The sequence below is a fragment of the Prosthecobacter fluviatilis genome (genome assembly GCF_055388355.1).
Window position 1 is genome coordinate 5194786 of sequence record NZ_AP043782.1, and the last position, 23098, is coordinate 5217883.

Below are 23098 nucleotides of genomic sequence, written 5' to 3' on the forward strand. Positions count from 1 at the left end.
AATCATTGTCCCGGAGGCTGCACTTCCTTCACCGCGGCGCCGTGGGTGTCGCTCAGGATGAGGATGGCCAGCTTTTCCACCGCTGGCAGTTCGGCGGGCTTGAGCATCTGGTAGTCGAGACCGTTCGCTGGCGGAGCCTCATACACGGGAGGCAAAAGCGGATTGGCAGCGCCGTCAGGTCCGTTCAGGCTGGCATAGTCAAAGCGGCCGCGCAGGTCGGTGTAGCCGTCTTTAAAGAAGCGCACCGTGCCATTGGCCAGCCGCGCATACACTTTGACATAGGTCTTCGGCAGCGGCTTGTCCGTCGTGGCGTCCCGTGCTTCCAGGCGGCCGTAGTTTTCCGTCAGCGCGAGCTTCAGCGTGCTGGCGTGATAGGCCTGCGTCTTGCGCAGTCCGGCTCCCAGCACCTCCACGAGCACATTGGATTTGTTGAATTCTCCCGGCAGAGCCAGTTCGAGCGTGCTCGCGTTCGGGGGGAGTTTCTGCGTGGCTGTCCGGTTGGGTTTGATGATGCTGAAGCGCCCGGCATCCTGGCTCACAAAGGGATTGCTGCTGAAGCTGAACTCCGGGTCCATCAGGTAGTAGTTCAGCGTCACTTCGCTGAGGTTTTTCCAGGTCAGGGAGATGGTCTTGTTCTCGATCTTCAGGTCAAATCCCGGCTCCGTGCTGGCAAGAGCGGACTGCTGCTTTTCACGGTCAGGTTTGCCATCAGTTGCAGGCTTTGCTTCCTTGCCTTCGATTTCATCCAGCTGCGATGCCACCTGCGAAAAAAGCTGCCTCCAGCGCGGCACCGGATGGTCTGCATGCCTGGCCGCCAGGCCGCGTGCCGTGGGCAGTTCGCCTTCATAAAAGGCGGCGTAGCACTTGAGATAGTCATGCTGGAGACGTGTTGGCAGCTTGCTGGCATCGATGGCTTTCAGACGTACCAGGGCCTCGTCCACACGGTCCTGCAAAAAGAGGTAATAAACCACGCTCAGTTCGTCTGCGGCAGCAGGCTGGGGTTTGTGCGCCAGGATGTCGAGCAGCTTGTGGTACTGCGTCAGCAGTGCCGTGTTGGCAATCCTCCATTCATTGCCCACACGATGGGCCCGCTGGTTGACCAGCGGCAGATATTCCAGATGCTCATAGCTGTGGCGCTCTACGGGGTCCAGCGTGAGCAGCTTGCTGGAAAAATACGGGCCGCATGCATCGCCAAAGTGCTGTTTCAGCCATTCCCGCAACGTGGCCTCGTCATTGTGGAGCAGTGCGTACGTAAAGATCGTGTCGCTCCTGAGATGATGCGCCCGCATGAAGGCGATGAGCTTCTGGTAGAAGCCCGCGCTTGCACGGCAGCGCCAGGCCACACGCTCCAGGTCCAGTCTTTCAAGGTTGTTCTGTTCAAGGAAGCTGAAGACATCAGTCTCGCTTCCATCTTGCGAGACATAATCCCACGATGTCTTGTCCACCTCGGTCAGCTTGGACACCACATGGAACTCAAACGGCTTCGCGGCCGCCGCACCGGCCTGGGTGGTCACCGTGACAGGGAAGTGGGCATACTTGATGCCTTGTTGAGCAGGGGGGGACGGGAAATAGAAGTGATACTCGAAGGTTTGAGTCGTGTAAGGCTCCAGCCTCACCTGGGTGGACTTGGTGGTCTGGCTGCCCTGCACGGGCAGCGCGCCCTGCGGGATTTGCAGCAGTACCACGGCCTTCGCAGGACTGCTGGTGGGATTCGTGACAACGATGTTCGCCCCATACGTCACGCCGGTGAGGAATTCGGTGGTCACGTATTTTTCGAACTTCTCGTTCCCCTCCTGACGGTAGCGGTCGTCCTGCCGGAAAAAGCTCTGGGACACGAGCAGATGCCCCTGGGCGTTCCCATCGGCAGCGGCGGTTTTGATCTCCTTGTGGTACAGGATGCAGGGGCCGCCTGCGGTGAAGGTAAAGATGCCGTTTTCGGCCTTGGTGCTGTGCTTCACAGCTTCAAACGGCAGATCGAGCACTGCCAGCGCCAGCATCATCTCGGCAAAGCTGTTGCTGGCCTCGGCGACATTCGGAGAGACGAATCCACCTTTCGAGCCCGCTGCCACCCAGGCTGCGTAGTCACGCCAGAAGCCGTTGATGCTGATGAGGCTGCCTTTCTGGTCCGCAATGCGCAGCTTGTAGTAGTTGTTCTCCGCCCACTCCTTGGTGGGGCCGAGTGCACGGAACAGCGCACGCACCTCCTTGCGCACGTCATCGGCGGTTGTTTTGTCAAAGAGCGCGATGGTGCCGGCGGTCACGGTGGTTCCACCTGTGTAGGTATTGGCACTGCTGGTGACCAGCAGCGCCGTGGCGGCACTGCGATTTTTCGCGAGATTCCGTCTCTCTGCATCCTTGAAGCCCGCCATGCCGTTCAACTCCTGCACTGTCATTGAGCGTCCTACAATCGCGTTCTCGCTCAGGGGAACGATGACAACGGCATCAGGTCCCACCTTGTACTTCATCTGCGCCAGTTCGGTCACATACCTCAGGGCCTCGGACAATGGCACATCTTTGAGATCAAGGCTGATGCTCGCGTTCAGCTTGAACTCTGTAGGTGCAATCACAAGACGAACCCCTCTTCCTCCCGTTGAAGAGGGGTTTCGGTCGAGTTCCCTGCTTTTCGTCTGAAGGTACTCTATGGCTTCCTCGATCGAGGTATTTTGAAAGCTCACCGAGGGCAGAATGATCGAGTTCATCTTCTGCAACAGGCGCACAACGCCCGGATCCCGCGCAGCACCGTAGCCAGAGGCTGCCTGTTCCGGTGGGGCAGCCGCGAAAGGATCTGCCGCCATGGCGGCTATAGGAGGCATGTCGGCCGGAGCAGCGGGCGCCGGTGCGGCTGCTGCATCATAACCCACCCCCAGGCCCACATTGTTTTCCAGGCTGCGTCCGCGCATGGCGGTTTCAAAAAGGAAATCTCGCTGCTCAGGGTTCGGTGGAATCATTTCCCACAGCTCGCGCGCATGTCTGGCGGTGGCGGGGGCTTCGCCTCCAATCTTTTGCGCCAGCAGAATGCGCTCGACCATGTTGAGCCGGGAATAGGCCCAGGGCTCCAGATGATGCGCGAGATCCCGGCCAAGGAGAAACTCATCCATGAAAGTCATGTCCTTCTTGTTCTCGAGGTAGGGCTTCACCACCGCGTCAAAGAAGGTCTTGTCCTTGCGCTGGAGAAAGAAGTTGAGCTCGTGGCAGGCGAATTCGCCGTACTTCTCGCGCTTCTCATCCTCCTTCAGTTTGGGCCAGTCCAGCAGCCAGGCAAAGTCGGCCAGGTGCTCGTCATGGCTCAGCGTGGTGAACAGCGTGTGAATGCTGCCGAGTGTGTCGTAAGTCTCCAGTTTGCCGGTCTGCGCATCTGTCAGGACGAGTGTCTTGCCGGTTTCCAGCACGCTGATCTCTTTTTCTTCCGTGAATGACTTCGCGGGATCGAGGTTTTTAGCCAGCCGCTGGTCTGCAAACTTTGTGGGAGCCTCCGGCAGGGTGAGCGTGCGCCAGGAGGCATGGTGCAGATCTTCGGCATAAACCTGCACATGCTGACGGTCTCCCAGCGCCTTCCTTTCGATGCGGACCACCCCTTCCTTGTCCGGCACCAGGTTGTAAATGACCGGAGCGGATGTGGCGAGAAAGTCGAGGTTCGTGCCGCCCTGCGGGCCTTTTCCTTCCTGCGGCTTGTTGGCAGGGGCGGGCATCGGGTTGTTGATGGCTCCTGCGGCTCCGCCGCGCGTGGTGCTCGCAGACTGTCCTGCCTGCTGGGAAAGTTCGTTGAGGTCGGTGCTGCTGATCTCCCATGGGTTCAGCAGCAGCCCCGGCCGCGTGAGCATGTTCCCCGGAAAGATCTTCGCGTACCGGCGCTCGAGAATGTAGCGGTATTCATCTCCGATCTCACGCTCGGTGGAGTAAAGGTTCGGGTTCCGCGCAGGAGTGCCCGACCCTGCTCCAAAACGCCTGAAACCGCCCAGTCCGCCGAAGATGCCGCTGCCCGGGTCAAAGCGCGATGCCGCAAAGTGCACACGCGCAAACGGGCTGCTGTTGGCCAGCTTGACGGTGATGAATTCTTTGCCGCTTTCCACGCTGGTGATTTGCAGCGCGTTGTTGCCCTTCAGTTCCAGCTGGCGGTGCCTGCCCACCACCCAGCCGCCGATGCTGTCTCCATGCGCCACTTTGACGGTGATGAGCCGCTTGCCGGTTCTCAGCGAGTAGTCTCCTGGCTTGAGACCTTCCATGATGAGAAAGCCATTCTCTGCCTTGAGCTGCTTGGAGAGATCCTCGGTAAAGGTGCCCGCGCTCTGCAGCAGAAGTGAAACAGGCTGGCTGCTCACGTCTCGCAGGGGCACACGTATCACCTCGCCCTCTCTCGCATGAATCACGTCTGCCAGCGTGCACTCACTCTCAGTAAGCGGCCAGACAGTTTCTCGCTCGTTCGGAATCTTGGCGGCCACGGACTCGATGCCCGCGAGCCTGCCCAGCTGCACACGGCCTTTTGCATCAGTGCTAAGCGGGATGATCTGGGGGCGGCTGAATCCATGATGACGAAAGGTGAAGATCACCTGCTGATCGGCTGCAGGCTCGCCATTTTTTCCCAGCAGTTCAAACACCCGCTGGCCGTCAAAGGTGCTCAGGTGCCCGTCATTCACGGCATCTGTTTGGTCGATGCCATTGAGCGTCCAGGTATGGCTGGCGGTGAGTTCTTTCTTGCTGCCGCCTTCACTCACCGCCTCGATCTGCGCGCTGAAGGTGACGCTGAGGGAGGCGAGCCGTTCAGGCACCGTCAGCCTGTGGGTGAAGACGCTGTCGGCGCTCATCTTCAGCCCCTTGATCTCACGTGTCGTGGAAATGCCGTCATGCGTGGTGCTGGTGATGGCGAGCTTGGGCTCGCTCAGCATTCCCGGGGAAAGCTGAGCCTCTCCCAGCATCAGGGCGGTGCGCACCGCCAGAGTGGCCTCGCGCCGGGAAAGAAGCTGCTCGCGCTCGATGTGGAATTGCGCATCCAGCTCATACTGCTCGGCATGATGATTAAAGGAGGCGAGTGTGGCAAAGGTTCCGGCTGCGTCTCCGATAATGAGGTTTTTGCCCCCGGGCTGGCTGGTGAATGGGATCACGATGCGGCCCAGCTTTTCATGGCGTGTCAGCTTGCGTCCCTCAAACCAAGCCACGGCATCGTTGACCGGCTGGTTCTTTTCATCCAGCACAAGGATCAGGTCTCCGGCGGGGCCGGTTTGCTGCAGGAGGTGGTACTCCCCGCTGCGGATGAGGGCACGGCTGCTGCGGCTGCCGCCGATGAACTCGATGATCCACGCTCCGCGTTTGCCCTTGAGCGCCGGAAACTTGAATGTCTGTCGCTTTCGCAGAAAGGGGCCGCCCTCAAAGGTGTGCGTCTCCTCGCTGTTGGCCACCAGGCCGTCCAGATTCAGGTCGGTGTTCAGCTGGCGCTGCTGGGTCTGGAAAAAGTTCAGCGTGTTCAGCTCAAAAATCTTCACGATCAGCTTGGGCGTGTTTTTGACGGTCACGTAAAACTGGATGTCATCTCCCGGCAGAAACTGCGGCTTGTTGGTGGCTGGAAACTCAATGTCCACACGCTCCTTCAGCTTTTGAAATTCCGCTGGCTCCAGCAGAGACGCCCAGCGTTCCGGACTGCCGATGCCGTGGGTGATCAGCGCCTCCGCCAGCACCGGCGTCAGCCACTCTTCCGCGATGTAGGTCGTCCACTGCGCCAGCACGTCATTGGGGTCGGCCTCCGCTTTGACTTCGGCGGCAAAGAGATGCAGGAAGTACTCGCGCACGAGCGGCTCGTCCGTGCTCACGGGCGGCGAAACCAGCAGCGCCTCACCCAGATCCGCGTTCAGGTTGCAGATCTCTCCCGGCTTGATGTCCTTGATGTAGGTGTAGTTGATGTAGTCGAGCTGGCGCGGCAGCTTCAGGTACTCGCTGAAGCGTGCGCGGTCATACACGCCCTTTTTGCGGTCATGATCCAGACGCTGGTACAGGATGCGGGCCTTGAGCGTGTTTTGGGAAGGCGGCAGCTTTTGTGCAAAGGCCCACACACGCTCCAGCCACGCCTCTCGCTCCGCATCATCGTATTCCAGGTTCACATCGGCGGAGGGGGCCATCTTCCGCAGTCGGGTGTAAACAAAGGCCTGCTGGCCCAGCCAGTGCGGGAAGGTCTTCAGCAGTTCGTCCAGCTGCTCGGGCAGCAGCGCCTTATGGATCGGCAGGGAGCCAAAGCTGCGCGCCTTGTCCGCCTGCAGATCGGCAATAATGGCCTGTACCAGATTCGGCACATCCGGGCGCTGGAGCCTGCTCAGAACACCACGGCGTTGATCGGTTGTCAGCGGTACCTGATCGCGAATGAGGGCCGTCAGCGCGTCCTCGCTCAGGGACTCCAGACTGCGGTCATGCTGCATGGCGTCACGCAGGAATATCTCACGCTGGATCCGCGCCTGATCCAGCTCAGTGGGCAGGTCGGGTTTGGGGTCACGCAACTGCCGCTGGTGATCATGGCGGATGTCCAGACGCTCGATCAGGTATTTCAGCGTGCCCTGCGGATCTCGTTCATAGTCCAGGATGGCCTGGCGATTGAGGATGATGCGGCGTGCCTCATTTTCATCCGGGACACGTTCGCGCCACTGCTCGAGGATTTGATTGAGCTTCGTGCCGTCGCGGACATTCTGATAGTGCAGAGCATGAAAAAAATAGTATTCCTCCGAGCCCGGAACCAGCTCGCCGAGGGCTTTTTCACGGTCGGCAGCGAGGGCAAAACGTTCAACAAAGCCAATTTCATTTTCGGCTATGGCCGAAAGCGGGATAAGAAGAGCTAGAGCAAGCGATTTCATGGCCGTAAGCGGGTTGGAGTGAAGAATGCGGCGAGCATCACGGTCGAGGCGAGCTTTTATTGTAAAGACTCTGTCAATGTGTGTGGCCGTGCGGGTAGGGGCAGGCAAAAAACCGTTTGAAACCCAGGGGGCTGGAACTACTGTTGTTCCCCCTTACTTTCCCAGACCCCCATGGCCGACGCAGCAAACAAATACGCCCAGAACGCTCCCGGAGCTTACTATGTTGATGACCAGTGCATTGACTGCGACCTCTGCCGCGAAACGGCTCCGGCAAACTTCAAGCGTGACGACGACGGCGGTCATTCCTTCCTCTACAAGCAGCCAGAATCAGACGAGGAGCGCGCCCTTTGCGAAGAAGCGCTCACAGGCTGCCCTGTGGAGGCGATCGGTCGCGACGGAGAATAAAACGCCGCGCTCTGTCACAGCGCTCATCGTCAGGTGAGCGCGTGTGTTATTTCTGCAGATTGAGCCAGCGTTGGGCCAGCACCTTGTCCAGGTGCACACACTGGCTTGACTGTGCGTTTGGCGGGAAAGAGATCAGCATGGTGTAGCCCTTGAATCCGGCAGGGCCTGTGGCCGCTAGATCAGTTTCGATCCATCGGGCCAGCTGGCTGCCGCGTTCGCAGTAGGCGTAGAGGGAATTGTCGCCATTCTCGGAGATCAGCTTGATGCAGAGGTACTTGCTGGAGTTGGAAAACTCGTAGTTGTAGTACTCAAACAGCCTCACATAGCTGCGCATGAGCACCGGGCTGGCCGGGCGCTTGTTGCGGAACTCCTGAAACGACATTTCGCCGTAGCCGGTCAAGCTTTCCCAGTCGATCAGGAATTTCCCCTGCGGGCCACGCAGCATGGCTATCTCCAGCGTCCCGGTTGGGCGGTTGCTGGCATAGCTGAAGTAGAGGATTTCAGTGCCATCGATCTGATAACGCGCCTTGTTGACCAGGTCGCCTGGCACGGGGTCTGAGGCTTTCTGCGTCTCGTAGTAGTCCTTCATCAGACGAGCCACCCTTTCAGAATTGGCCACCAGTGGGATGCGGTCCTTCCACGATTCAGTTTTCCAGTATTGGTCCAGCAGCGCCACGGCCTGCACGACTTCATCGCTCGTTTCGAGCAAAGGCAGCGGCTGCACGCTCGATTCTGCGGGATTCACAGCTTCCTGCTGGCTGGGCTGCTGGGCAGGAGTTGTGGCAGGTGCGACCGCTGCTGGAGCGGCATCCACACCGCCGGCCAGGATCTTGGGCAATATCACCGGGGCTGGCGCTGGGGCTGCTGCATGCGGCTTCGCGAGTGAGATTCCCAGCTTTTCCAGTTCTTTGGCCTTCTTCTCAGCGATCTGGGCCTTTTCAATCTTGCTGTTCCGGCTGGCGGTGTTGAAAAAATAAAACGTCCACCCCACATAAAGCGTCAACGACAGGATGACGCATAGCGTGATGCTGACACCCAGGAAGGCGCGGTGCGAACCTATGGAACCAGAAGGCATGGATTAAGTAACAATTCAGATGGAACAGGCCAATCATGGCGGGGAATTCTCGCCTGCTCAAGCACTTGGTTGATGCTTCTCAGTCCCCGCCTAACAGTACCGGTACATGAATTACCCCGAGAAAGCCCGCCGCGTCATCCAGCTTGAAATCGACGAATTGCAGCGGCTGCATGCCCGGATTGACGAATCTTTCGCCCGGGCCATCGAGCTCCTGCTTGCCCGCACAAGCCACCGGGGCAAGCTGATCGTCTGTGGCGTGGGCAAAAGCGGCAACATCGGCCGAAAGCTCGCCGCGACGCTCAACAGCACCGGGGCCACCACCGTCTTGCTGGATGTCGGAGACGCCCTGCATGGGGACCTCGGTGTCATTGATCAGGGAGATCTTGCCATCATGCTCAGCTACAGTGGCGAAACCTCCGAACTGCTGGACCTGCTGCCGCACTTGAAACGCTTTGGCATCCCGATCATCGCCATTACCGGAGGCTTGCAGTCCACGCTGGCCAGAAATGCAGACGTCGTGCTCGACACTCACGTGACCCAGGAGGCCTGCCCCCTCAATCTGGCCCCCACCTCCAGCACCACCACCATGCTCGTCTTGTGCGATGCCCTGGCCATGGCTTTGCTGGAAGCCCGGGGCTTTCAATCCGAAGATTTCGCCAGGCTTCACCCGGGTGGCTCGCTGGGGCGCGCCCTGCTCACCCGCGTCAGTGATGTCATGCGTAGCGGCGATCAGCTTGCGGTCATCCAGCCGGATACCGTCGTCCGTGAGGCGCTCCAGGCCATGACCCGTGCGCGCAGCGGGGCCGCCGTCGTGGCCAATCCGGACGGCACACTCGCCGGAGTCTTCACTCATGGTGACTTCGTCCGCGCTTTTCAGAAGAACAATGCCATCGCGGACAAGCCTGTGCGCGAGTTCATGACACCGCGGCCAGTCAGCATCGAGGCCGGAAAGCTTGCCGCGGAGGTCCTGGCCACACTGGAGAAAAACCGCATCGACGACATTGTCGTGGTGGATGAATCTGGCAGGCCGGTGGGCATGGTGGACACGCAGGATCTCACCCGCCTGAGGCTGGTGTGAGGAGAACGGCTTAAAAATCCGTCACATCGCGGTAATGGCGCACGCGGTAGCCGCGTTTGCGAAACAGCTCGATCAGGCCTGTGTCTGAGGTGAAGTGGCCCGTGCCCACCAGCACCATCACCTTCTCGCCGCGTTTGAGCATCTGCTCCAGACGGTCCATCCAGGAGAGATTCCGCGCCGAGAGGAAAAGATCCATCAGGTCAGGGTACTTCTCCGCCTCCCGGAAAAGCATCTCCTTCAGTTCATCCAGCTGGCCGTACTTCCAGGCTTTGATCATCTTCTCAAACTCCTCTTTGACCGAGCTCACCTCACCCAGCGTCTGCTCCAGCAGCTCGCGCTGCTGCTTCTCACTCAGTGAGGCAAAGAGCTGGATTTGAAACTCCACCGTCTCCAGGCCCTCCGCAGGCTTGCCGTCCTTTTTGGCGCGCTCTTCAAAAAAGTTGTCCACGCCTTTGTCCGCCTTGGCCCCCAGTGCGGCATACTCGATCGAGGGGATCATCAGCGCGACAAACCATGGCTTGAAGCGGTTCAGCGCGGAAGCGTCCAGCCCGCGCTTGGCCGCCCATGTTTGTACGGCCTGCCAGGTTTCCTTGCTCACATTGGCCTCCAGGGAGCTGGAGGCAGGGTATTGGCCCAGCTGAGACATCCGGCCTGTCAGCTCCGCACTTGAGGCCGCCCCCGGGGGCAGCTCCAGCACCAGTTTGTTCGAGTACATGTACGCCGCTTCATAGGCTGGGGCCAGCGGGTAGTCCTGCTCACGCAGGATGTGGATCGTCCCGCAGAGGTAGAGGCGCCCGCCGTTGGGGCCGTCCACCACCCACACACTGCCATCGCCGGCACCATCGGCCACAAAGGCCGCCGCATCCTTCTTCGCTGCGGCGTTCACCGCTTCGCGTTTGCAGGCCACGACGCAGGCGCAAAGCGCAAGGGAAAGGAAGAGTCGGAGAAGCAGCATCGCAACGATCCAAACACGCGGCGGCAGGGGGATGCAACCGGGATGTGAGGGCATCGCTCAGGCCAGGATCTGCCTGACCACGGAGCCGTGCACGTCCGTGAGCCGAAACTGGCGGCCCTGAAAGCGGTAGGTGAAGCGTTCGTGATCAATGCCTAGCAGATGCATCAGCGTGGCCTGCAGGTCGTGCACATGCACCCCGTCCTTCGCCACGCTAAATCCAAATTCATCACTCTCCCCGTAGGTCATGCCGGGCTTCACACCGCCTCCCGCCATCCAGGCCGTGAACACATAGGGGTGATGATCGCGCCCCCACTGTTTCGTGTCCTCGATCTTGCCCTGCAGAAAGGGCGTGCGGCCAAATTCCCCGCCCCAGATGACCAGGGTGTCCTCCAGCAGGCCGCGCTGTTTCAGATCTTTCACCAGCGCGGCGCTGGGGGCATCCGTGTCCGTGCATTGGATCTTGAGCTGCGTGTTCAGGTTCCGGTGCTGGTCCCAGCCGGCATGCATCAGCTGCACAAAGCGCACGCCTCGCTCCGCCAGTCTCCGCGCCATCAGGCAGTTGTAGGCATAGCTGCCCTGACGCTTCACGTCCGGTCCGTACATGTCCAGGATGTGCTGGGGCTCGTCGGAAAAATCGGTCAGCTCCGGCACACTGCTCTGCATCTTGCTGGCCATCTCGTATTGCGCCATGCGCGTGGCGATCTCGGGATCTCCAAAGTCTTTGAGCTTCATCTCGTTCAGTCCCGCAATGCCATCGAGGATGGTGCGCTTGACCGCCTGGCTCATCCCTTCGGGATTGCTCAGGTACAAAACGGGATCCCCGCTGCCGCGAAATTTCACGCCCTGGTACTTGGATGGCAGAAATCCGCTGCCCCAGTAAAAGTCATAGAAGATCTGGCCGCAGCTTGCCTCCTTGTCGCGCGAGGTCATCACCACAAACGCAGGCAGGTCCTCGGCATCGCTGCCCAGGCCGTAGCTCAGCCAGGAGCCGATGGCCGGCCTCCCTGCCTGTTCGCTGCCCGTCATGAAAAACGTGATCGCCGGCGCATGATTCACCTGCGTCGTGTGCATCGACTTGATGAAGCACAGCTCATCCGCCATCGCCCCCGTGTGCGGCAGGAAATCACTCACCGTGGCGCCGCTCTGCCCGTGGCGTGAGAAGTGCGTGATCTCGCCCAGCAGCGGGCGCGCGGTCTGTCCCCCGGTCATCGTGCTGAAGCGCTTGCCCGCCACCACGCTGTCCGGGATCTGCGTGCCATGCATCTTTTTGAGCATCGGCTTGTGGTCAAACAGGTCCACATGCGATGGCGCGCCGTTCTGCAGCAGATAGATCACCCGCTTGGCCTTGGGCGCAAAATGCGGCAGCGCAGGGGCCGCGCCATCAGGAGCCTGCACGGCGAGCCCTTCGCGTGTCAGCAGCGTGCCCAGCGCAGCACCGCCGATGCCCAGCGCCGTCTTCCCAAACAGGGAGCGTCGGGTCAGGTGCAGGCGGTTGGCGTCGAGCGGGTGCATGGTGGCTGTGCAGCGAGGTATCGGCCTCAATGCCTGGGCTCTTTCAGATAGGCGTTCAGCGCACGCCCCAGCTGGCGTCCCACGAGCATGTAGTTTTCCATCGTGCTCTCCGGCGTGTTCCACGCCGTCTCCAGTGTGATGGAGATGGTTCCCTCTCCGCCATGCGCACGTGCCCAGCCGCTGCTCATGCGGCCGCGTTCCTCCTCCGTCTTTACATAAGTGGCAAAGCGGTACTTCGGCTCCACCTTCAGCGGCCCGGACAGATGGGCTGCCGCCAGCTCTATCCACCGCTGGTAGTTTTCCCTTTGCAGGCCGGTCATGCGTTCAAAGCCAAACGGCCCAAAAAAGTACGGCGCCCGGTCCCCCGCGCTGGGATTGTGCAGATCCATGAACACATCCAGACCGCGTGAGGCCTGGATCTCCGTGATCCGCTTCTGTGCCGCCGCCACTTCAGGGTGAAACGGTGTGTCCGACCAGTCTCGGTTGTGATCCTGCGGCAGCGCCTCCTTGCCGCCGGCACCGAGGGCCACATTGTCCACATCCATGATGGGAATGAAATGCACGCAGCAGCGTGTGCGCAGATCTTTGGCCTCCGCGCTCGCAAGCCATTCCACAAAACCACGCCCCACCCAGGCACCGCCAGCTTCCCAGGCATGCTGGCGTGCATTCACCCACACCTGTCGCGGTGCGTCTGCTTTGCCGATGCGTATGCCGTTCACTGGCCGGCCGAGGCGCGTTTTAGCCAGCTCAAAACGCTCTGCCTCATCTCCCAGCGCTGACTTTGCCTCGCTCAGCACCGCTTCAGCAGTGGCTGGCACAAACGGCGGCCCCCAGGCCAGCCAGACGCTGGGGCCTTCCGTCTGCACATGGTAGACGGCCACTTTCTCTGCCGTGCGCTCCACCTTGGCCGTCTGCTGCCAGACCTTGCCGTCGTGGCTGAACACCGCCTGATCCGGCTGGCACCACGCAGCTGACAAAACCATGCCTGGGCGGAAGGGGCGCGTCTGCGCCTGCACCTCCAGCGTGATCGCCTGCCCGGGCTTGGTGCCATCCAGCCTCATGAACCACCAGCAGGGCCAACCGCGCCCTTCACGCAGCTCGGGCATGATGCGCAGTCTCCCCGCAGCCTGATCCAGCACCACCACCTCTGCATTTCCACCCTCAAAGTCAGTCGCCACTCGTAGCTCTGCATGGGCGATCACGGAGCCCATGAGCAAGATAGAAAATGCTTTCATCATAGGCGCAGACAACGGTATCATGCTCCCAATCTGCGCATGAAATCTTTGCTGACACCCATTCTCCTGGCCGCTGCTGTGTGCATTCACGCGGCCGAGCCTTTGGAACTCAAGCTCTGGCCCGATGGCCCGCCCGGCCAGATGCTCCCGCACTCCAAAGCCACGGAGGACTTCATCCGCACCAAGGCTGGGAAAAGCACCATCACCGACATTCACGAGCCCACCATCACCGTCTATCGTCCGGAAAAACCCAACGGCACCAGCGTTATCGTCGCGCCCGGCGGCGGCTACGTCTTCCTCTCTGCCATCCATGAAGGCTCCCAGGTCTGCGAGTGGCTCAACACCCTCGGTGTCACCGGCATCCTGCTCAAATACCGGACGCCTACTCGCGACGAGGCTGCGCCACATGAAAAGCCGGTGGCCGATGCCGCCCAGGCCATCGCACTCGTGCGCTCACATTCGAAAGAATGGAATCTGGACCCCTCTCGCGTCGGCCTGCTCGGATTCAGCGCTGGCGGCAATCTCCTCGCTCACATCGCCTGCGACCGCGCCACCAAGACCGAGCTTCCCAACTTTGGCATCATGATCTACGGCGGCGGTTTTGTGGACTACAAAGATCCCACCAAGCTCAAAGACGGCTTCACCGTGCCCCAGGACGCTCCGCCCATGTTCCTGGCGTGCGCTCACGACGACGGTCAAAATCCCACCGCCGCCACCGTGCTCTATCTCGAATACAAAAAACTCGGCATCCCCTGCGAGCTCCATCTCTTCACCAAAGGCGGTCATGGCTTCGGCATGCGCGACAACAAGCAGCCCATCAACGCCTGGCCTCAGCGCTGCGCAGAATGGATGGAGGCCATGCACTTTTCTCTGAGCGAAAAGCAGCTTGGTCAAGAGATCAGCCAGCTGGACCAGCAGCTGACCCAAAAAATGAAGGAAGCGATACGCCTGGCAGGGATCGACGACGATATGAATGACAAAAAGCTGGCCGATCTGGCGAAGCAGCTTGAAGACGCCAGACGCCTCGGGCAGATGGCCGAGGTCGCCAAAACTCAGAAGCGGCATGACGAACTCGCCAAGGAGATGAAGCAACGCGAAAAGGGGCATCCGCCTCTCGGCCAGAATCAGATGGAAGAGCTTGGCCGGTTGAAAAAGAAGAAGCTCGAGCTCGAAGCCCAGCGCGAAATGCTCCTCAGGCAGCAGGCTGCCGGCAAACAACCTTGATCCTTGCAAGACTCCCAGATTGTCGGCTTACTCCATTCCATGAAGCCGCTTCTACTATCTCTGCTGGTCACTTCATCCCTCGTCGCTGCGGATCTCTCCTCAGTCGTCAAACAGGAGCTTCCCTCCCTCGTCACTCTCTACAAGGGGCTGCATGGCAACCCTGAGCTCTCATTGCACGAAACCGAAACGGCCGCGCTCATTGCAAAGGAGCTGCGTGCTGCCGGGCTGGAGGTCACGGAGAAGGTCGGCGGTCATGGTGTCGTCGGTGTCTTGAAAAATGGAGAGGGGCCCGTCATCCTCGTGCGCACAGATCTCGATGCCCTGCCCGTGAAAGAGCAGACGGGCGCACCCTACGCCAGCACCAAGGTGGTGAAGGACGACCTCGGCCGCGACGTCAATGTCATGCATGCCTGCGGCCATGACGTGCACATGACGAGCTTCGTCGGCACCGCGCGTGCCTTGGCTGCTCTCAAGGCTCAGTGGCGCGGCACGCTTGTCATGATCGGCCAGCCGGCGGAGGAGCGTGTGCTCGGCGCTCGCTTCATGCTGCGGGACGGCTTGTTCTCCAAGTTCCCCAGGCCGGACAAGGCCATCGCCCTGCACTGCGCCTCAGACATGGCGCATGGCACCATCGGCATCGTCGAGGGCTTCGCGCTGGCCAATGTGGACTCCGTGGAAATCGTGGTGAAGGGCGTGGGCGGCCACGGCTCCATGCCGCATCTTTGCAAAGACCCCATCGTTCTCTCCTCCCAGATCGTGCTGGCCCTGCAGACCATCGTCAGCCGCGAGGTCAGGCCGGGAGACCCCGCTGTCGTCACCGTCGGCAGCATCCACGGCGGCACCAAGAGCAACATCATCTCAGATGAAGTCCGCCTGCAGCTCACACTGCGCAGCTACAAAAAGGAAACTCGGCAGCATCTGATCGACTCCATCAAACGCATCGTCAAAGCCCAGGCGGAGTCCGCCAGCATGCCTGCGGACAAAATGCCCGAGGTCATTGTGTCGGAAGACAGCGCCACCGCCCTCTACAACCAGCCTGAGCTCTGCCAGGAGGTGCGCGGCTACATCGGCGCCGCCATCGGGGCGGACAATGTTCTCACGCGCGAGCCCGTCATGGGGGCCGAGGATTTCTCCGAATACGGCATGACCAAGGACAAGGTGCCTCTGTGCATGTTCTGGCTCGGCACGCAGCCCCCTGCCGTGGTCGCCGCTGCCAGGGCCAAGGGCACCACACTTCCGTCCCTGCATTCGCCCTACTTCAAGCCCGTCCCCGGGCCCAGCATCGAGACCGGCGTCACGGCCATGACCTCCGCCGTCTTGGGGCTCATGAAGAAGTAATGCCCGCGCTACTTGCGGCTGAGCTTGTAAAACAGCCAGCCGCCCATGCCGAGGAAGATCACATTGGGCAGCCACATGATGAGGTGCGGCATCGCCGCCGGCTTGTCATTCAGCGTGTCCGCCAGGATGATGAAGACGATGTAAACCGTGGCCGTGATCAGGCTCAGCGCAAAGCCCGACGAAGTTTCACGCCTTTGTGCCGTCACCCCTAGCGGGATGCCCACCAGCGCAAAGGTGACACACGCCATCGAAAAGCTGTAGCGTTTGCTCAGTTCGGTGAGCGAAAGGGAGCGCGTCACCGGCGTCAGGGCTTCCCCGGTCACCGTGTCTTTCCACGTCCTCACTTCTTCCGCCAGTGCGCTCGTCGTCTTCATGCTGGCGTTCACTCTCACGGCATCTTTTTGCATCTCTGACAGCGGCAGCTTGAGCCACTGTTTTTCCATCGCCAGTCCGCCCGGCTGGCCCTCTCCCTCCGCCGGCACGGTTTCCTCCGTCATGCCGGTCAGTTCCATCTGCAGATCGATCGAGTCGGGACTCGTGTGCAGCGTGGCCTTGTCAGCATGAATGTAGGTGCTCGCCTGCGTGCCCTTCAGCATGATGATGTGCATGTCGGTGAGCGTCTTTTCATGACGCTTGCTCGTGTAAATGCGGTAGCCAGGCACACGCTCCAGCACCTGCCCCTCTTGGAAGAGCGTCTCCGGGTTTTTCACCGCCACCTGGTAAAAAAGCCGCTTCATGCGGTCCTTCGCAGCCGGTGCCAGGCTCACATTCACCCACAGGCAGATGCCGCTGAGCGCCAGCGCCAGCACGAAGACCGGCGCGCAGATACGTGGCATCGACATGCCGGTCATGCGCAGAGACACCAGCTCATTGTCGGCGGACAGCCGGCCAAACACGAGCAGGATTCCTGTCAGGAAGGCCCATGGAATCGTGAAAATGAGCGAAAAGGGAATGACCAGCATCACAAATTCCGCGATCACCGAGATCGGCAGCTCCGTGTTGCCCAGCAGCTGGTCCAGCTTCTTGTACACATTGCCCAGCACCATCACACCGCTCAGCAGCGCCACGCCGATCAGCGTGGCTGATGCGACCTGGCGGCCTAGATAGCGGTCAAAGATGCGCGGAAACATGGAGTCGTTCAGGCTAGCAAGTCTTCAGCTCCGGGCAATTTGAGATTGCCATGGACTGCTTCAAACGGCGGCCTTCTTCACTTTGCCAAAATCCGTGCCCAGAAACCGCTTGGCAAGGTTTTCCGCCTGCTCGGAATGATCCGTGAGGTAGATGTCCAGCGTGGGTTTGGACTTGGCCGTGCGTAGCAGCCCGCCCTCTTCCAGGCTCGCCTTCACATGCGCCGCACAGGTGCTGGCAGAGTCCACCAGCCGCACTTTCTGCCCCAGCATGCGTTTCAGCACCGGCACCAGCAGCGGGTAGTGCGTGCAGCCCAGCACCAGTGTGTCGATCCCCCTGTCCAGCATCGGTTTCAGATATTCCCGCAGCACGGACTTCAGCGCCGGGTGGTCCGTCCAGCCTTCCTCCACAAACGGCACGAGAAGGGGCGTCGCCTTCGCTTCGATCAGGATGTCCGGCCGCCGCATCGCGATCTCGTGCTGGTACGCATGGCTGCGGATGGTGCCCGCCGTTCCGATGATGCCCACGCGCTCGCACCCAGGCTCCGCCAGGGTGGCCTCCACCCCGGGGCCCAGAACCCCGATCACCGGCACACGAAAGGTGGCCTGCAGCACGGGCAGCGCGTGTGCGGTGGCCGTGTTGCACGCCACCACCACCGCTTTCACCCCATGCGAGACGAGAAACTGCGTGTCCTCCACGGAGAATCGTCGGATCGTGTCCGGAGACTTCGAGCCATACGGCACACGCGCCGTGTCCCCGAGATAGACGATCGACTCGTTCGGCAGCAGGTCTCTCAGCGCCCGTACCACCGTCAGGCCGCCCACGCCGGAGTCAAAAACACCGAGAGGGCTGTTGGCAGTGACGGGAGTGCTCATGGGGGATCAGTAAAACCTATCAAACCATTCCAATCGCATCGCTGCAATGCCGGGCAGGAAAAAACACCCGCACCCACTCCGCGCACGTCCTTTACCGCTTTTTGATTTTTTTGCGGATGGTGCGCTCCAGTGTCTTCAAGCCAGTAGCCTCTGTAATTTTCTTGCCGAGGACACGGGTGCTCATGGCAAGACGGCGCAAACGGTTTTTCAGCCTCAGCAGAGGGGTGACGATGGCTTTTTCGCTGCTGGGCACATACCACTCGTTGCAGCCCGTGTTGGTGTAGTAATGGTACCCCCGGCGCAGCATCTCGTCCTGCAGGATGCCGCACCGTTTCCTGTCATTGTTTTCCAGGATGACCACCCGCGGCTGCCAGCGCGCCAGATCAAATCCCGCAAGCACGGCCAGCTCTCCGCCTTCGACGTCGATGCTGATGAAATCAATTTTGTCCACTCCCGCCTCGGCGAGCATGTCGTCCAGTGTGCGCATGGGCACGGTCACGGCTTCTGCCTGGCCTCCCGTCTTGCGGATGCGTTCCAGATGGTCGGGCTCGGCGGTGGTGGTGGAGAGCGTTTCAACACCGTGGGCGATGATCAGCGTTGCCTCTCCTGGTTCTGCACCCGCAGCGCATGCGAAGAGCGTGACATCGGGACGGCGGGCACGGATTTTTGCAGCAAAGTGAGGCATCGGCTCGACGATGATGGCACGCCAGCCGTTCTCCTCGAAAGTCAGCGAGTTGCTGAAAGTCTCGCCATCGAAGCCGCCGACTTCAACGCAAAGGCCGCTGCTCTTGGAGCCGAAAAACTCCCACAGAGCCCGGTCTTCCCCGTATTGCGAATAATAATTCATTGTTTGTAGGTGCCTGTAAACTGAAGGCAGAAATACACTTGGAGGAAGAAAAGAGAAGACCAAAATTTGATTAATCCGGCACGCAGCCGTCGCATGGAGCCGCTCTCAAAAAGCCCCCCCCGGCGGGCAGGCGGCTTCAGGGCATCTCTTGTCAGGACGCGTAGCACAAGTGCTCCTCGGCGGCTTGCAAGGCTCCAGCAAAACTCTCGCTTCTCTTTGCGCATCCAGGTTCCAATCCAGCCGTCTCTGAACAGCCAGGAAACGGCATCACCCTTTGCGCGTGATCTCCACGATGATCGCCTTCTGCGCGTGCAGGCGGTTCTCAGCTTGGTCAAAGATCAGGTCCGCATGAGCTTCCATGACTTCGTCGGTGATTTCCTTGCCGCGGTAGGCCGGAAGGCAGTGCATCACGAGGGCTCCGGGATTGGCGTGCTTCATGAGTGCGGCGTTGATCTGCCACGGCTTCAGGGTCTCGATGCGGTCGGCGCTTTCGGCCTCTTTGCCCATGCTGACCCAGACATCGGTGTAGACGACATCGCAGCCTTCCACCGCTTTGGCGGGATCATCCACGATCTTCACCGTGTTGCCAGGAACCCGGTGCATGAAGCTCTCTTGCGGCTGGAACGCCTTGGGCGCACCGATGACCAGCTCAAAGCCGAGATGCACCGAGGCCCAGATCCACGAGCGGGCCATGTTGCAGTCGCCGTCACCCAGGAAGCACACACGTTTTCCCTCCCAGCCTCCCAGCTGCTCTTTGATGGTCTGCAAATCCGCCAGCACCTGGCAGGGATGCTCGTCATCGGTCAGCGCGTTGATGGTGGGAATGCCGCTGTACTGCGCGAAATCGACCACATCCTGCTGCGCAAACGTGCGGATCACCGCTCCGTGGATCATGCGGCCCATCACGCGGGCGGTGTCTTTGATCGGTTCCCCACGGCCCAGCTGGATGTCGGCGCTGGAGAGAAACATCACAGAGCCGCCCAGCTCACGGATGCCCACTTCGAAGCTCACGCGCGTCCGTGTTGAGGACTTGCTGAAAATCAGCGCCCACTGCTGGCCCGTGAGCACCTGAGGCGACGCCTTGCGGTCCTTTTTGAGCACACAGGCCAGATCGACGATTCTCTCGATTTGTTCCCGGTTCAGTTCTTCGATGGAAAGCAGGTGGTTCATGTCTCTTGGCGGGATTACGCGAGCTGGTCGAGCACGCTCTTGAAAATGGAGAGGCCTTCCTTGGCATGGGCCTCGGTGATGTTTAGCGGAGAGAGCCACCGCACGACGTTGGGGCCGGCGGGGGTCACCATCATCCCGGCATCCAGCAGCTGCTGGGCCAGGAAGATCGAGGGCAGTTTGCCGCCGGACTTGGCCGAAATGGCCTCGGTATTGAGTTCAAAGCCGATGAACAGGCCGAGCTGGCGCACCTCTTTGATCAGCACATGGTTCCAGGCGCAGGCTGCCGTCGCAATCGCCGCACCGCGTGCCTTGGCGTTGTCACAGAGCTTTTCGTCCAGAATCGTGCGCAGTGTGGCGATGCCGACAGCGCAGGCGAGCGGGGAGCCGCCATAGGTCGTGCCATGTGTGCCGGGGCCGAGTGTCTTGCTCAGATCCCGGCGGTCATTCACCCAGAAAGATCCCAGCGGGAAACCGCTCCCGATGGCCTTCGCCCAGCTGATTCCATCAGGCTGGATTTCATCTCCCGGCACAATGCTGCGCCATCCGGCCATCTCCCCTGCACGGCCAAATCCGCACTGCACCTCATCCAGAAGCAGCAGCAGGTCTTTCTCACGGCACAGCCGCTGGGCGGCGCGCAAAAACTCGGCCGTGACGGCGTTCACACCGCTTTCTCCCTGCACCGGCTCCATGAGAATGGCCACCGTTTTGTCCGTGATCGCCGCTTCAAGCGCAGCGATGTCGTTGAACGGTGCATAGACGAATCCTGGCGGCAGCGGGCCAAAGCCCCCGTGGATCTTTTCCTGGGCCGTGGCGGTCATGGCGCCAAAAGTGCGGCCATGGAAAGACCCGGTGAAGGTGATGATCTCATAGCGCCCGCCCGTCTGCTGGCCGTATTTCCGCGCCAGCTTCAGCAGGCCTTCATTCGCCTCCGCACCGCTGTTGCAGAAGAAGCATTTGCCCGGAATGCCCACGCATTCCTCCACGAGGATGCGCGCCAGCTCCGCCTGCTTGTCGATGCAGTACCAGTTCGAAACATGGATCAGTGTGTTCGCCTGCTCCGTCAGCGCCTTCACCACAGGCGGGGGGCAATGCCCCAGCGGGCACACGGCCACGCCACCGGCAAAGTCCAGATACTTCTTCCCGTCACGATCCCACACATACGGCCCTTCGCCGCGCACAGGCCACACGTTGTAACGCCCATAGTTTGGCAGGAGGTACTCCTGCATCAGTTGGTCACTCGTTCTCATTTCAGGATTACAAATGGATTTCGGTGCCGATCCCGCCGTCCGTGAAAATTTCGAGAATGAGCGCATGCGGCAGGCGGCCGTCGATCAGGTGCACCTTGCCCACGCCACCGCGCAGAGAGTCCAGGGATGAGTCCACCTTGGGAATCATGCCCCCGCTGATGATGCCTTCCGCTTTCAGCTTGGCGATGGAGGCTTCGTCCAGGCTGGGGATCAATGTGTTGTCATCCTTCGGGTCGCGCATCACACCGCGCACATCGCTGAGGAAGATGAGCTTCGTGGCCTTCAGCCTCTTCGCCAGACCGCATGCCGCCAGGTCCGCGTTCACGTTGAGCGTTTTTCCGGAGGCAAGCTCACGGGCGACCGGCGAGACCACAGGCACAAACTCCCCGGCCACAGCCGCCTGGATCAGGCCGAGTTTGCAGTCGTTCACTTCACCGACCCACCCGAGATCCCCCTTCATCTTCTCGCCCAGAAAGACTTCCGTCCCGGGAATGCCCACGGCCTTGCCGCCAAAGGCGTTGATCTTGTTCACGATCTCCGGGTTGATCACTCGCGCGAGCGTTTCCTCGACGATCTTGATCGTCTCGTCATCGGTCACACGCATGCCGTTGATGAACTTGGCCTGCAGCCCGGACTCGGTCATCGCCTTGGAGATCGCCTTGCCGCCACCGTGGACGATCACGGGGTTGATGCCCACGGCTTCCAGAAACACCACGTCTCGCAGAAAGGAGTCCACCTGCACCGGGTCTTCCATGGCGCTGCCGCCGACCTTGATCAAAAACGTGCACCCTCGGAAGCTCTGCATGTAAGGCAGGGCTTCAAGAAGTACGGCGGATTTGGTGATTTGTGCTTCGAGGGGATTCATCGCGATAAAGCTGAATGCGCGAACAGGTCAGGCGAAGCCCTTCTGGCGTTTCGCATGAATGGCGGCGGAGTATTCCGCACTGTTGAAATCAACGTACTCTTCCGACAGGTCGCTGGTGTAAACGGTGTAGCCGCTGGTGCCGAGGTTGAGGTCAATTGTGACGGTGAACTTCGGCTCCTGCACGACCTTCTCCATCTCAGCGACGGGTGTCTTCGTGGCCAGGCCGCCTTTGCAGGCCTGCAGCCCCCCGAAGTAAATGTCGATGAGTTCTTCACGAATCCGTGCCCCGGAATATCCGACGGCGTGGATGATGCGGCCCCAGTTCGGGTCGCAGCCATGGAAGGAGCACTTCACCAAGAGTGACTTCGCAACCGTCTCGGCCACCTTGCGGGCGTCTGCCAGCGTGCGGGCGTTGCGGACGCGGATTTCGACAAACTTCGTCACGCGCTCGCCGTCGCAGACAATCATCTTGGCGAGTTCCAGCATCACCTTGTGCAGCGCGCAGCGGAAGAGCTCGGCCTCAGGCGAGTTCTTTTTGATCGTCGGCGCATCCGACTGGCCGTTGCTCATCACGATGACGGTGTCATTCGTGCTGGTGTCCCCGTCGATGGTGATGCAGTTGAAGCTTTTCTCCACCGCGTAGCGCATCGAGCGGTGCAGCTCATCCTTGCCGATCTTTGCATCCGTGGTGATGAAGCACAGCATCGTCGCCATGTTCGGGCAGATCATGCCTGCACCTTTGGCAATGCCGCCGATGCGGAAGCTTCCTTTGCCGCAGGGCACATCCACCGCAAAGGTCTTGGGCCGCGTGTCGCTCGTCATGATGGCGCGCATGGCGTCCTCGGAGCCGTCCGGCTTCAGCTTGGCCACGGCATCAGGCACCTTCACGATGACCCGTTCGATCGGCATCGGCATGCCGATGATGCCCGTGGAGCACACAAGCACCTGGCGCATTTTCACTCCCAGCTGTTCAGCCACCGCCTTCGTCATGGCCTTGGCGTCCTGAATGCCCTGAACGCCCGTGCAGGCGTTGGCGTTGCCGCTGTTGGCGATGATGGCGCGCGTGTCGCTTTCCTTGATGTGCTGCTGGCTCACGCGCACGCAGGCCGCACGGACTTTGTTGGTCGTGAAGACAGCGTCTGTCGTGGTTGGGCCGTCGGAAACGATCAGCGCCAGGTCCAGCCGGGTTGCCTCAGGATTCTTGATGCCGCAGGTCACGGCGCTGGCGCGGAAGCCCTTGGCTGCGGTGACACCGCCGTCAATGACTTTGAATGAGACGCGGCATTCGCGTTCGTCGTGTGCTTTGGTCGCCAT

16 protein-coding genes are annotated in these 23098 nt (G+C 60.6%); 4 read left to right on the forward strand and 12 right to left on the reverse strand.

The window, feature by feature from the left end; genetic code table 11:
• Positions 1 to 2 precede the first annotated feature (2 nt).
• Complete coding sequence (locus ACZ5WW_RS20335) at positions 3 to 6830, reverse strand: hypothetical protein (protein ID WP_377162272.1); 6828 nt, start codon at positions 6828 to 6830, stop codon at positions 3 to 5.
• Positions 6831 to 7001: 171 nt separating this feature from the next.
• Here ACZ5WW_RS20335 and ACZ5WW_RS20340 point away from each other — a divergent pair, with 171 nt between their 5' ends.
• On the forward strand, positions 7002 to 7235 hold the full coding sequence (locus tag ACZ5WW_RS20340; RefSeq protein WP_377162274.1) for a ferredoxin: 234 nt from the start codon (positions 7002 to 7004) through the stop codon (positions 7233 to 7235).
• Positions 7236 to 7281: 46 nt separating this feature from the next.
• Here the strand turns inward: ACZ5WW_RS20340 and ACZ5WW_RS20345 are convergent, their stop codons facing one another.
• Positions 7282 to 8310: a hypothetical protein gene (locus ACZ5WW_RS20345; protein ID WP_377162276.1), complete on the reverse strand. Its 1029-nt coding sequence runs from the start codon at positions 8308 to 8310 to the stop codon at positions 7282 to 7284.
• Between the two features lie 106 nt (positions 8311 to 8416).
• Here ACZ5WW_RS20345 and ACZ5WW_RS20350 point away from each other — a divergent pair, with 106 nt between their 5' ends.
• The gene (locus ACZ5WW_RS20350; protein WP_377162278.1) at positions 8417 to 9388 is read left to right on the forward strand and encodes a KpsF/GutQ family sugar-phosphate isomerase; all 972 of its coding nucleotides are present in this window, start codon (positions 8417 to 8419) and stop codon (positions 9386 to 9388) included.
• A gap of 10 nt (positions 9389 to 9398) precedes the next feature.
• Here the strand turns inward: ACZ5WW_RS20350 and ACZ5WW_RS20355 are convergent, their stop codons facing one another.
• From ACZ5WW_RS20355 to ACZ5WW_RS20365, 3 genes are read right to left on the reverse strand one after another with little or no spacing between them, the layout of a single operon-like run.
• Positions 9399 to 10343: a TraB/GumN family protein gene (locus tag ACZ5WW_RS20355; protein WP_377162280.1), complete on the reverse strand. Its 945-nt coding sequence runs from the start codon at positions 10341 to 10343 to the stop codon at positions 9399 to 9401.
• A 57-nt stretch (positions 10344 to 10400) separates the two neighbouring features.
• Positions 10401 to 11855, reverse strand: a complete 1455-nt coding sequence (locus tag ACZ5WW_RS20360; protein WP_377162282.1) for a DUF1501 domain-containing protein — start codon at positions 11853 to 11855, stop codon at positions 10401 to 10403.
• Positions 11856 to 11881: 26 nt separating this feature from the next.
• Positions 11882 to 13093, reverse strand: coding sequence for a M14-type cytosolic carboxypeptidase (locus ACZ5WW_RS20365; RefSeq protein WP_377162284.1), 1212 nt, complete (start codon positions 13091 to 13093; stop codon positions 11882 to 11884).
• Positions 13094 to 13129: 36 nt separating this feature from the next.
• Between ACZ5WW_RS20365 and ACZ5WW_RS20370 the strand changes: the two genes are divergently transcribed.
• Together ACZ5WW_RS20370 and ACZ5WW_RS20375 are read left to right on the forward strand one after the other, a co-directional pair.
• Positions 13130 to 14314 (forward strand): alpha/beta hydrolase, encoded by a 1185-nt coding sequence (locus tag ACZ5WW_RS20370; RefSeq protein WP_377162286.1) that lies wholly within the window; start codon positions 13130 to 13132, stop codon positions 14312 to 14314.
• A 39-nt stretch (positions 14315 to 14353) separates the two neighbouring features.
• Positions 14354 to 15652, forward strand: coding sequence for an amidohydrolase (locus ACZ5WW_RS20375; protein WP_377162288.1), 1299 nt, complete (start codon positions 14354 to 14356; stop codon positions 15650 to 15652).
• Between the two features lie 8 nt (positions 15653 to 15660).
• Here the strand turns inward: ACZ5WW_RS20375 and ACZ5WW_RS20380 are convergent, their stop codons facing one another.
• From ACZ5WW_RS20380 to argJ, 7 genes are all read right to left on the reverse strand, one after another.
• A complete protein-coding gene (locus ACZ5WW_RS20380; protein WP_377162290.1) occupies positions 15661 to 16782 on the reverse strand; it encodes an LptF/LptG family permease in 1122 nt (373 codons plus the stop codon).
• Between the two features lie 60 nt (positions 16783 to 16842).
• A complete protein-coding gene (murI, locus tag ACZ5WW_RS20385) occupies positions 16843 to 17655 on the reverse strand; it encodes a glutamate racemase (RefSeq protein WP_377162292.1) in 813 nt (270 codons plus the stop codon).
• Between the two features lie 91 nt (positions 17656 to 17746).
• Entirely contained in the window at positions 17747 to 18502 is a 756-nt protein-coding gene (locus tag ACZ5WW_RS20390) for an FkbM family methyltransferase (protein WP_377162294.1), read from the reverse strand.
• 267 nt (positions 18503 to 18769) lie between these two features.
• A complete protein-coding gene (gene argF / locus ACZ5WW_RS20395; protein ID WP_377162296.1) occupies positions 18770 to 19672 on the reverse strand; it encodes an ornithine carbamoyltransferase in 903 nt (300 codons plus the stop codon).
• A 14-nt stretch (positions 19673 to 19686) separates the two neighbouring features.
• A complete protein-coding gene (locus tag ACZ5WW_RS20400; protein WP_377162298.1) occupies positions 19687 to 20919 on the reverse strand; it encodes an aspartate aminotransferase family protein in 1233 nt (410 codons plus the stop codon).
• Between the two features lie 7 nt (positions 20920 to 20926).
• Positions 20927 to 21784 carry an acetylglutamate kinase gene (argB, locus tag ACZ5WW_RS20405; protein ID WP_377162300.1) on the reverse strand — a complete coding sequence of 286 codons (858 nt, stop codon included), beginning with the start codon at positions 21782 to 21784 and terminating at the stop codon, positions 20927 to 20929.
• A 27-nt stretch (positions 21785 to 21811) separates the two neighbouring features.
• On the reverse strand, positions 21812 to 23098 hold the full coding sequence (argJ, locus tag ACZ5WW_RS20410) for a bifunctional glutamate N-acetyltransferase/amino-acid acetyltransferase ArgJ (RefSeq protein ID WP_377162302.1): 1287 nt from the start codon (positions 23096 to 23098) through the stop codon (positions 21812 to 21814).

What these genes read in the sequence shown, in the direction of transcription:
- ACZ5WW_RS20335 (WP_377162272.1), bottom strand. Translation starts at nt 6,830, where the DNA reads ATGAAATCGCTTGCTCTAGCTCTTCTTATCCCGCTTTCGGCCATAGCC.
- ACZ5WW_RS20340 (WP_377162274.1), top strand. Translation starts at nt 7,002, where the DNA reads ATGGCCGACGCAGCAAACAAATACGCCCAGAACGCTCCCGGAGCTTAC.
- ACZ5WW_RS20345 (WP_377162276.1), bottom strand. Translation starts at nt 8,310, where the DNA reads ATGCCTTCTGGTTCCATAGGTTCGCACCGCGCCTTCCTGGGTGTCAGC.
- ACZ5WW_RS20350 (WP_377162278.1), top strand. Translation starts at nt 8,417, where the DNA reads ATGAATTACCCCGAGAAAGCCCGCCGCGTCATCCAGCTTGAAATCGAC.
- ACZ5WW_RS20355 (WP_377162280.1), bottom strand. Translation starts at nt 10,343, where the DNA reads ATGCTGCTTCTCCGACTCTTCCTTTCCCTTGCGCTTTGCGCCTGCGTC.
- ACZ5WW_RS20360 (WP_377162282.1), bottom strand. Translation starts at nt 11,855, where the DNA reads ATGCACCCGCTCGACGCCAACCGCCTGCACCTGACCCGACGCTCCCTG.
- ACZ5WW_RS20365 (WP_377162284.1), bottom strand. Translation starts at nt 13,093, where the DNA reads ATGATGAAAGCATTTTCTATCTTGCTCATGGGCTCCGTGATCGCCCAT.
- ACZ5WW_RS20370 (WP_377162286.1), top strand. Translation starts at nt 13,130, where the DNA reads ATGAAATCTTTGCTGACACCCATTCTCCTGGCCGCTGCTGTGTGCATT.
- ACZ5WW_RS20375 (WP_377162288.1), top strand. Translation starts at nt 14,354, where the DNA reads ATGAAGCCGCTTCTACTATCTCTGCTGGTCACTTCATCCCTCGTCGCT.
- ACZ5WW_RS20380 (WP_377162290.1), bottom strand. Translation starts at nt 16,782, where the DNA reads ATGTTTCCGCGCATCTTTGACCGCTATCTAGGCCGCCAGGTCGCATCA.
- murI (WP_377162292.1), bottom strand. Translation starts at nt 17,655, where the DNA reads ATGAGCACTCCCGTCACTGCCAACAGCCCTCTCGGTGTTTTTGACTCC.
- ACZ5WW_RS20390 (WP_377162294.1), bottom strand. Translation starts at nt 18,502, where the DNA reads ATGAATTATTATTCGCAATACGGGGAAGACCGGGCTCTGTGGGAGTTT.
- argF (WP_377162296.1), bottom strand. Translation starts at nt 19,672, where the DNA reads ATGAACCACCTGCTTTCCATCGAAGAACTGAACCGGGAACAAATCGAG.
- ACZ5WW_RS20400 (WP_377162298.1), bottom strand. Translation starts at nt 20,919, where the DNA reads ATGAGAACGAGTGACCAACTGATGCAGGAGTACCTCCTGCCAAACTAT.
- argB (WP_377162300.1), bottom strand. Translation starts at nt 21,784, where the DNA reads ATGAATCCCCTCGAAGCACAAATCACCAAATCCGCCGTACTTCTTGAA.
- argJ (WP_377162302.1), bottom strand. Translation starts at nt 23,098, where the DNA reads ATGGCGACCAAAGCACACGACGAACGCGAATGCCGCGTCTCATTCAAA.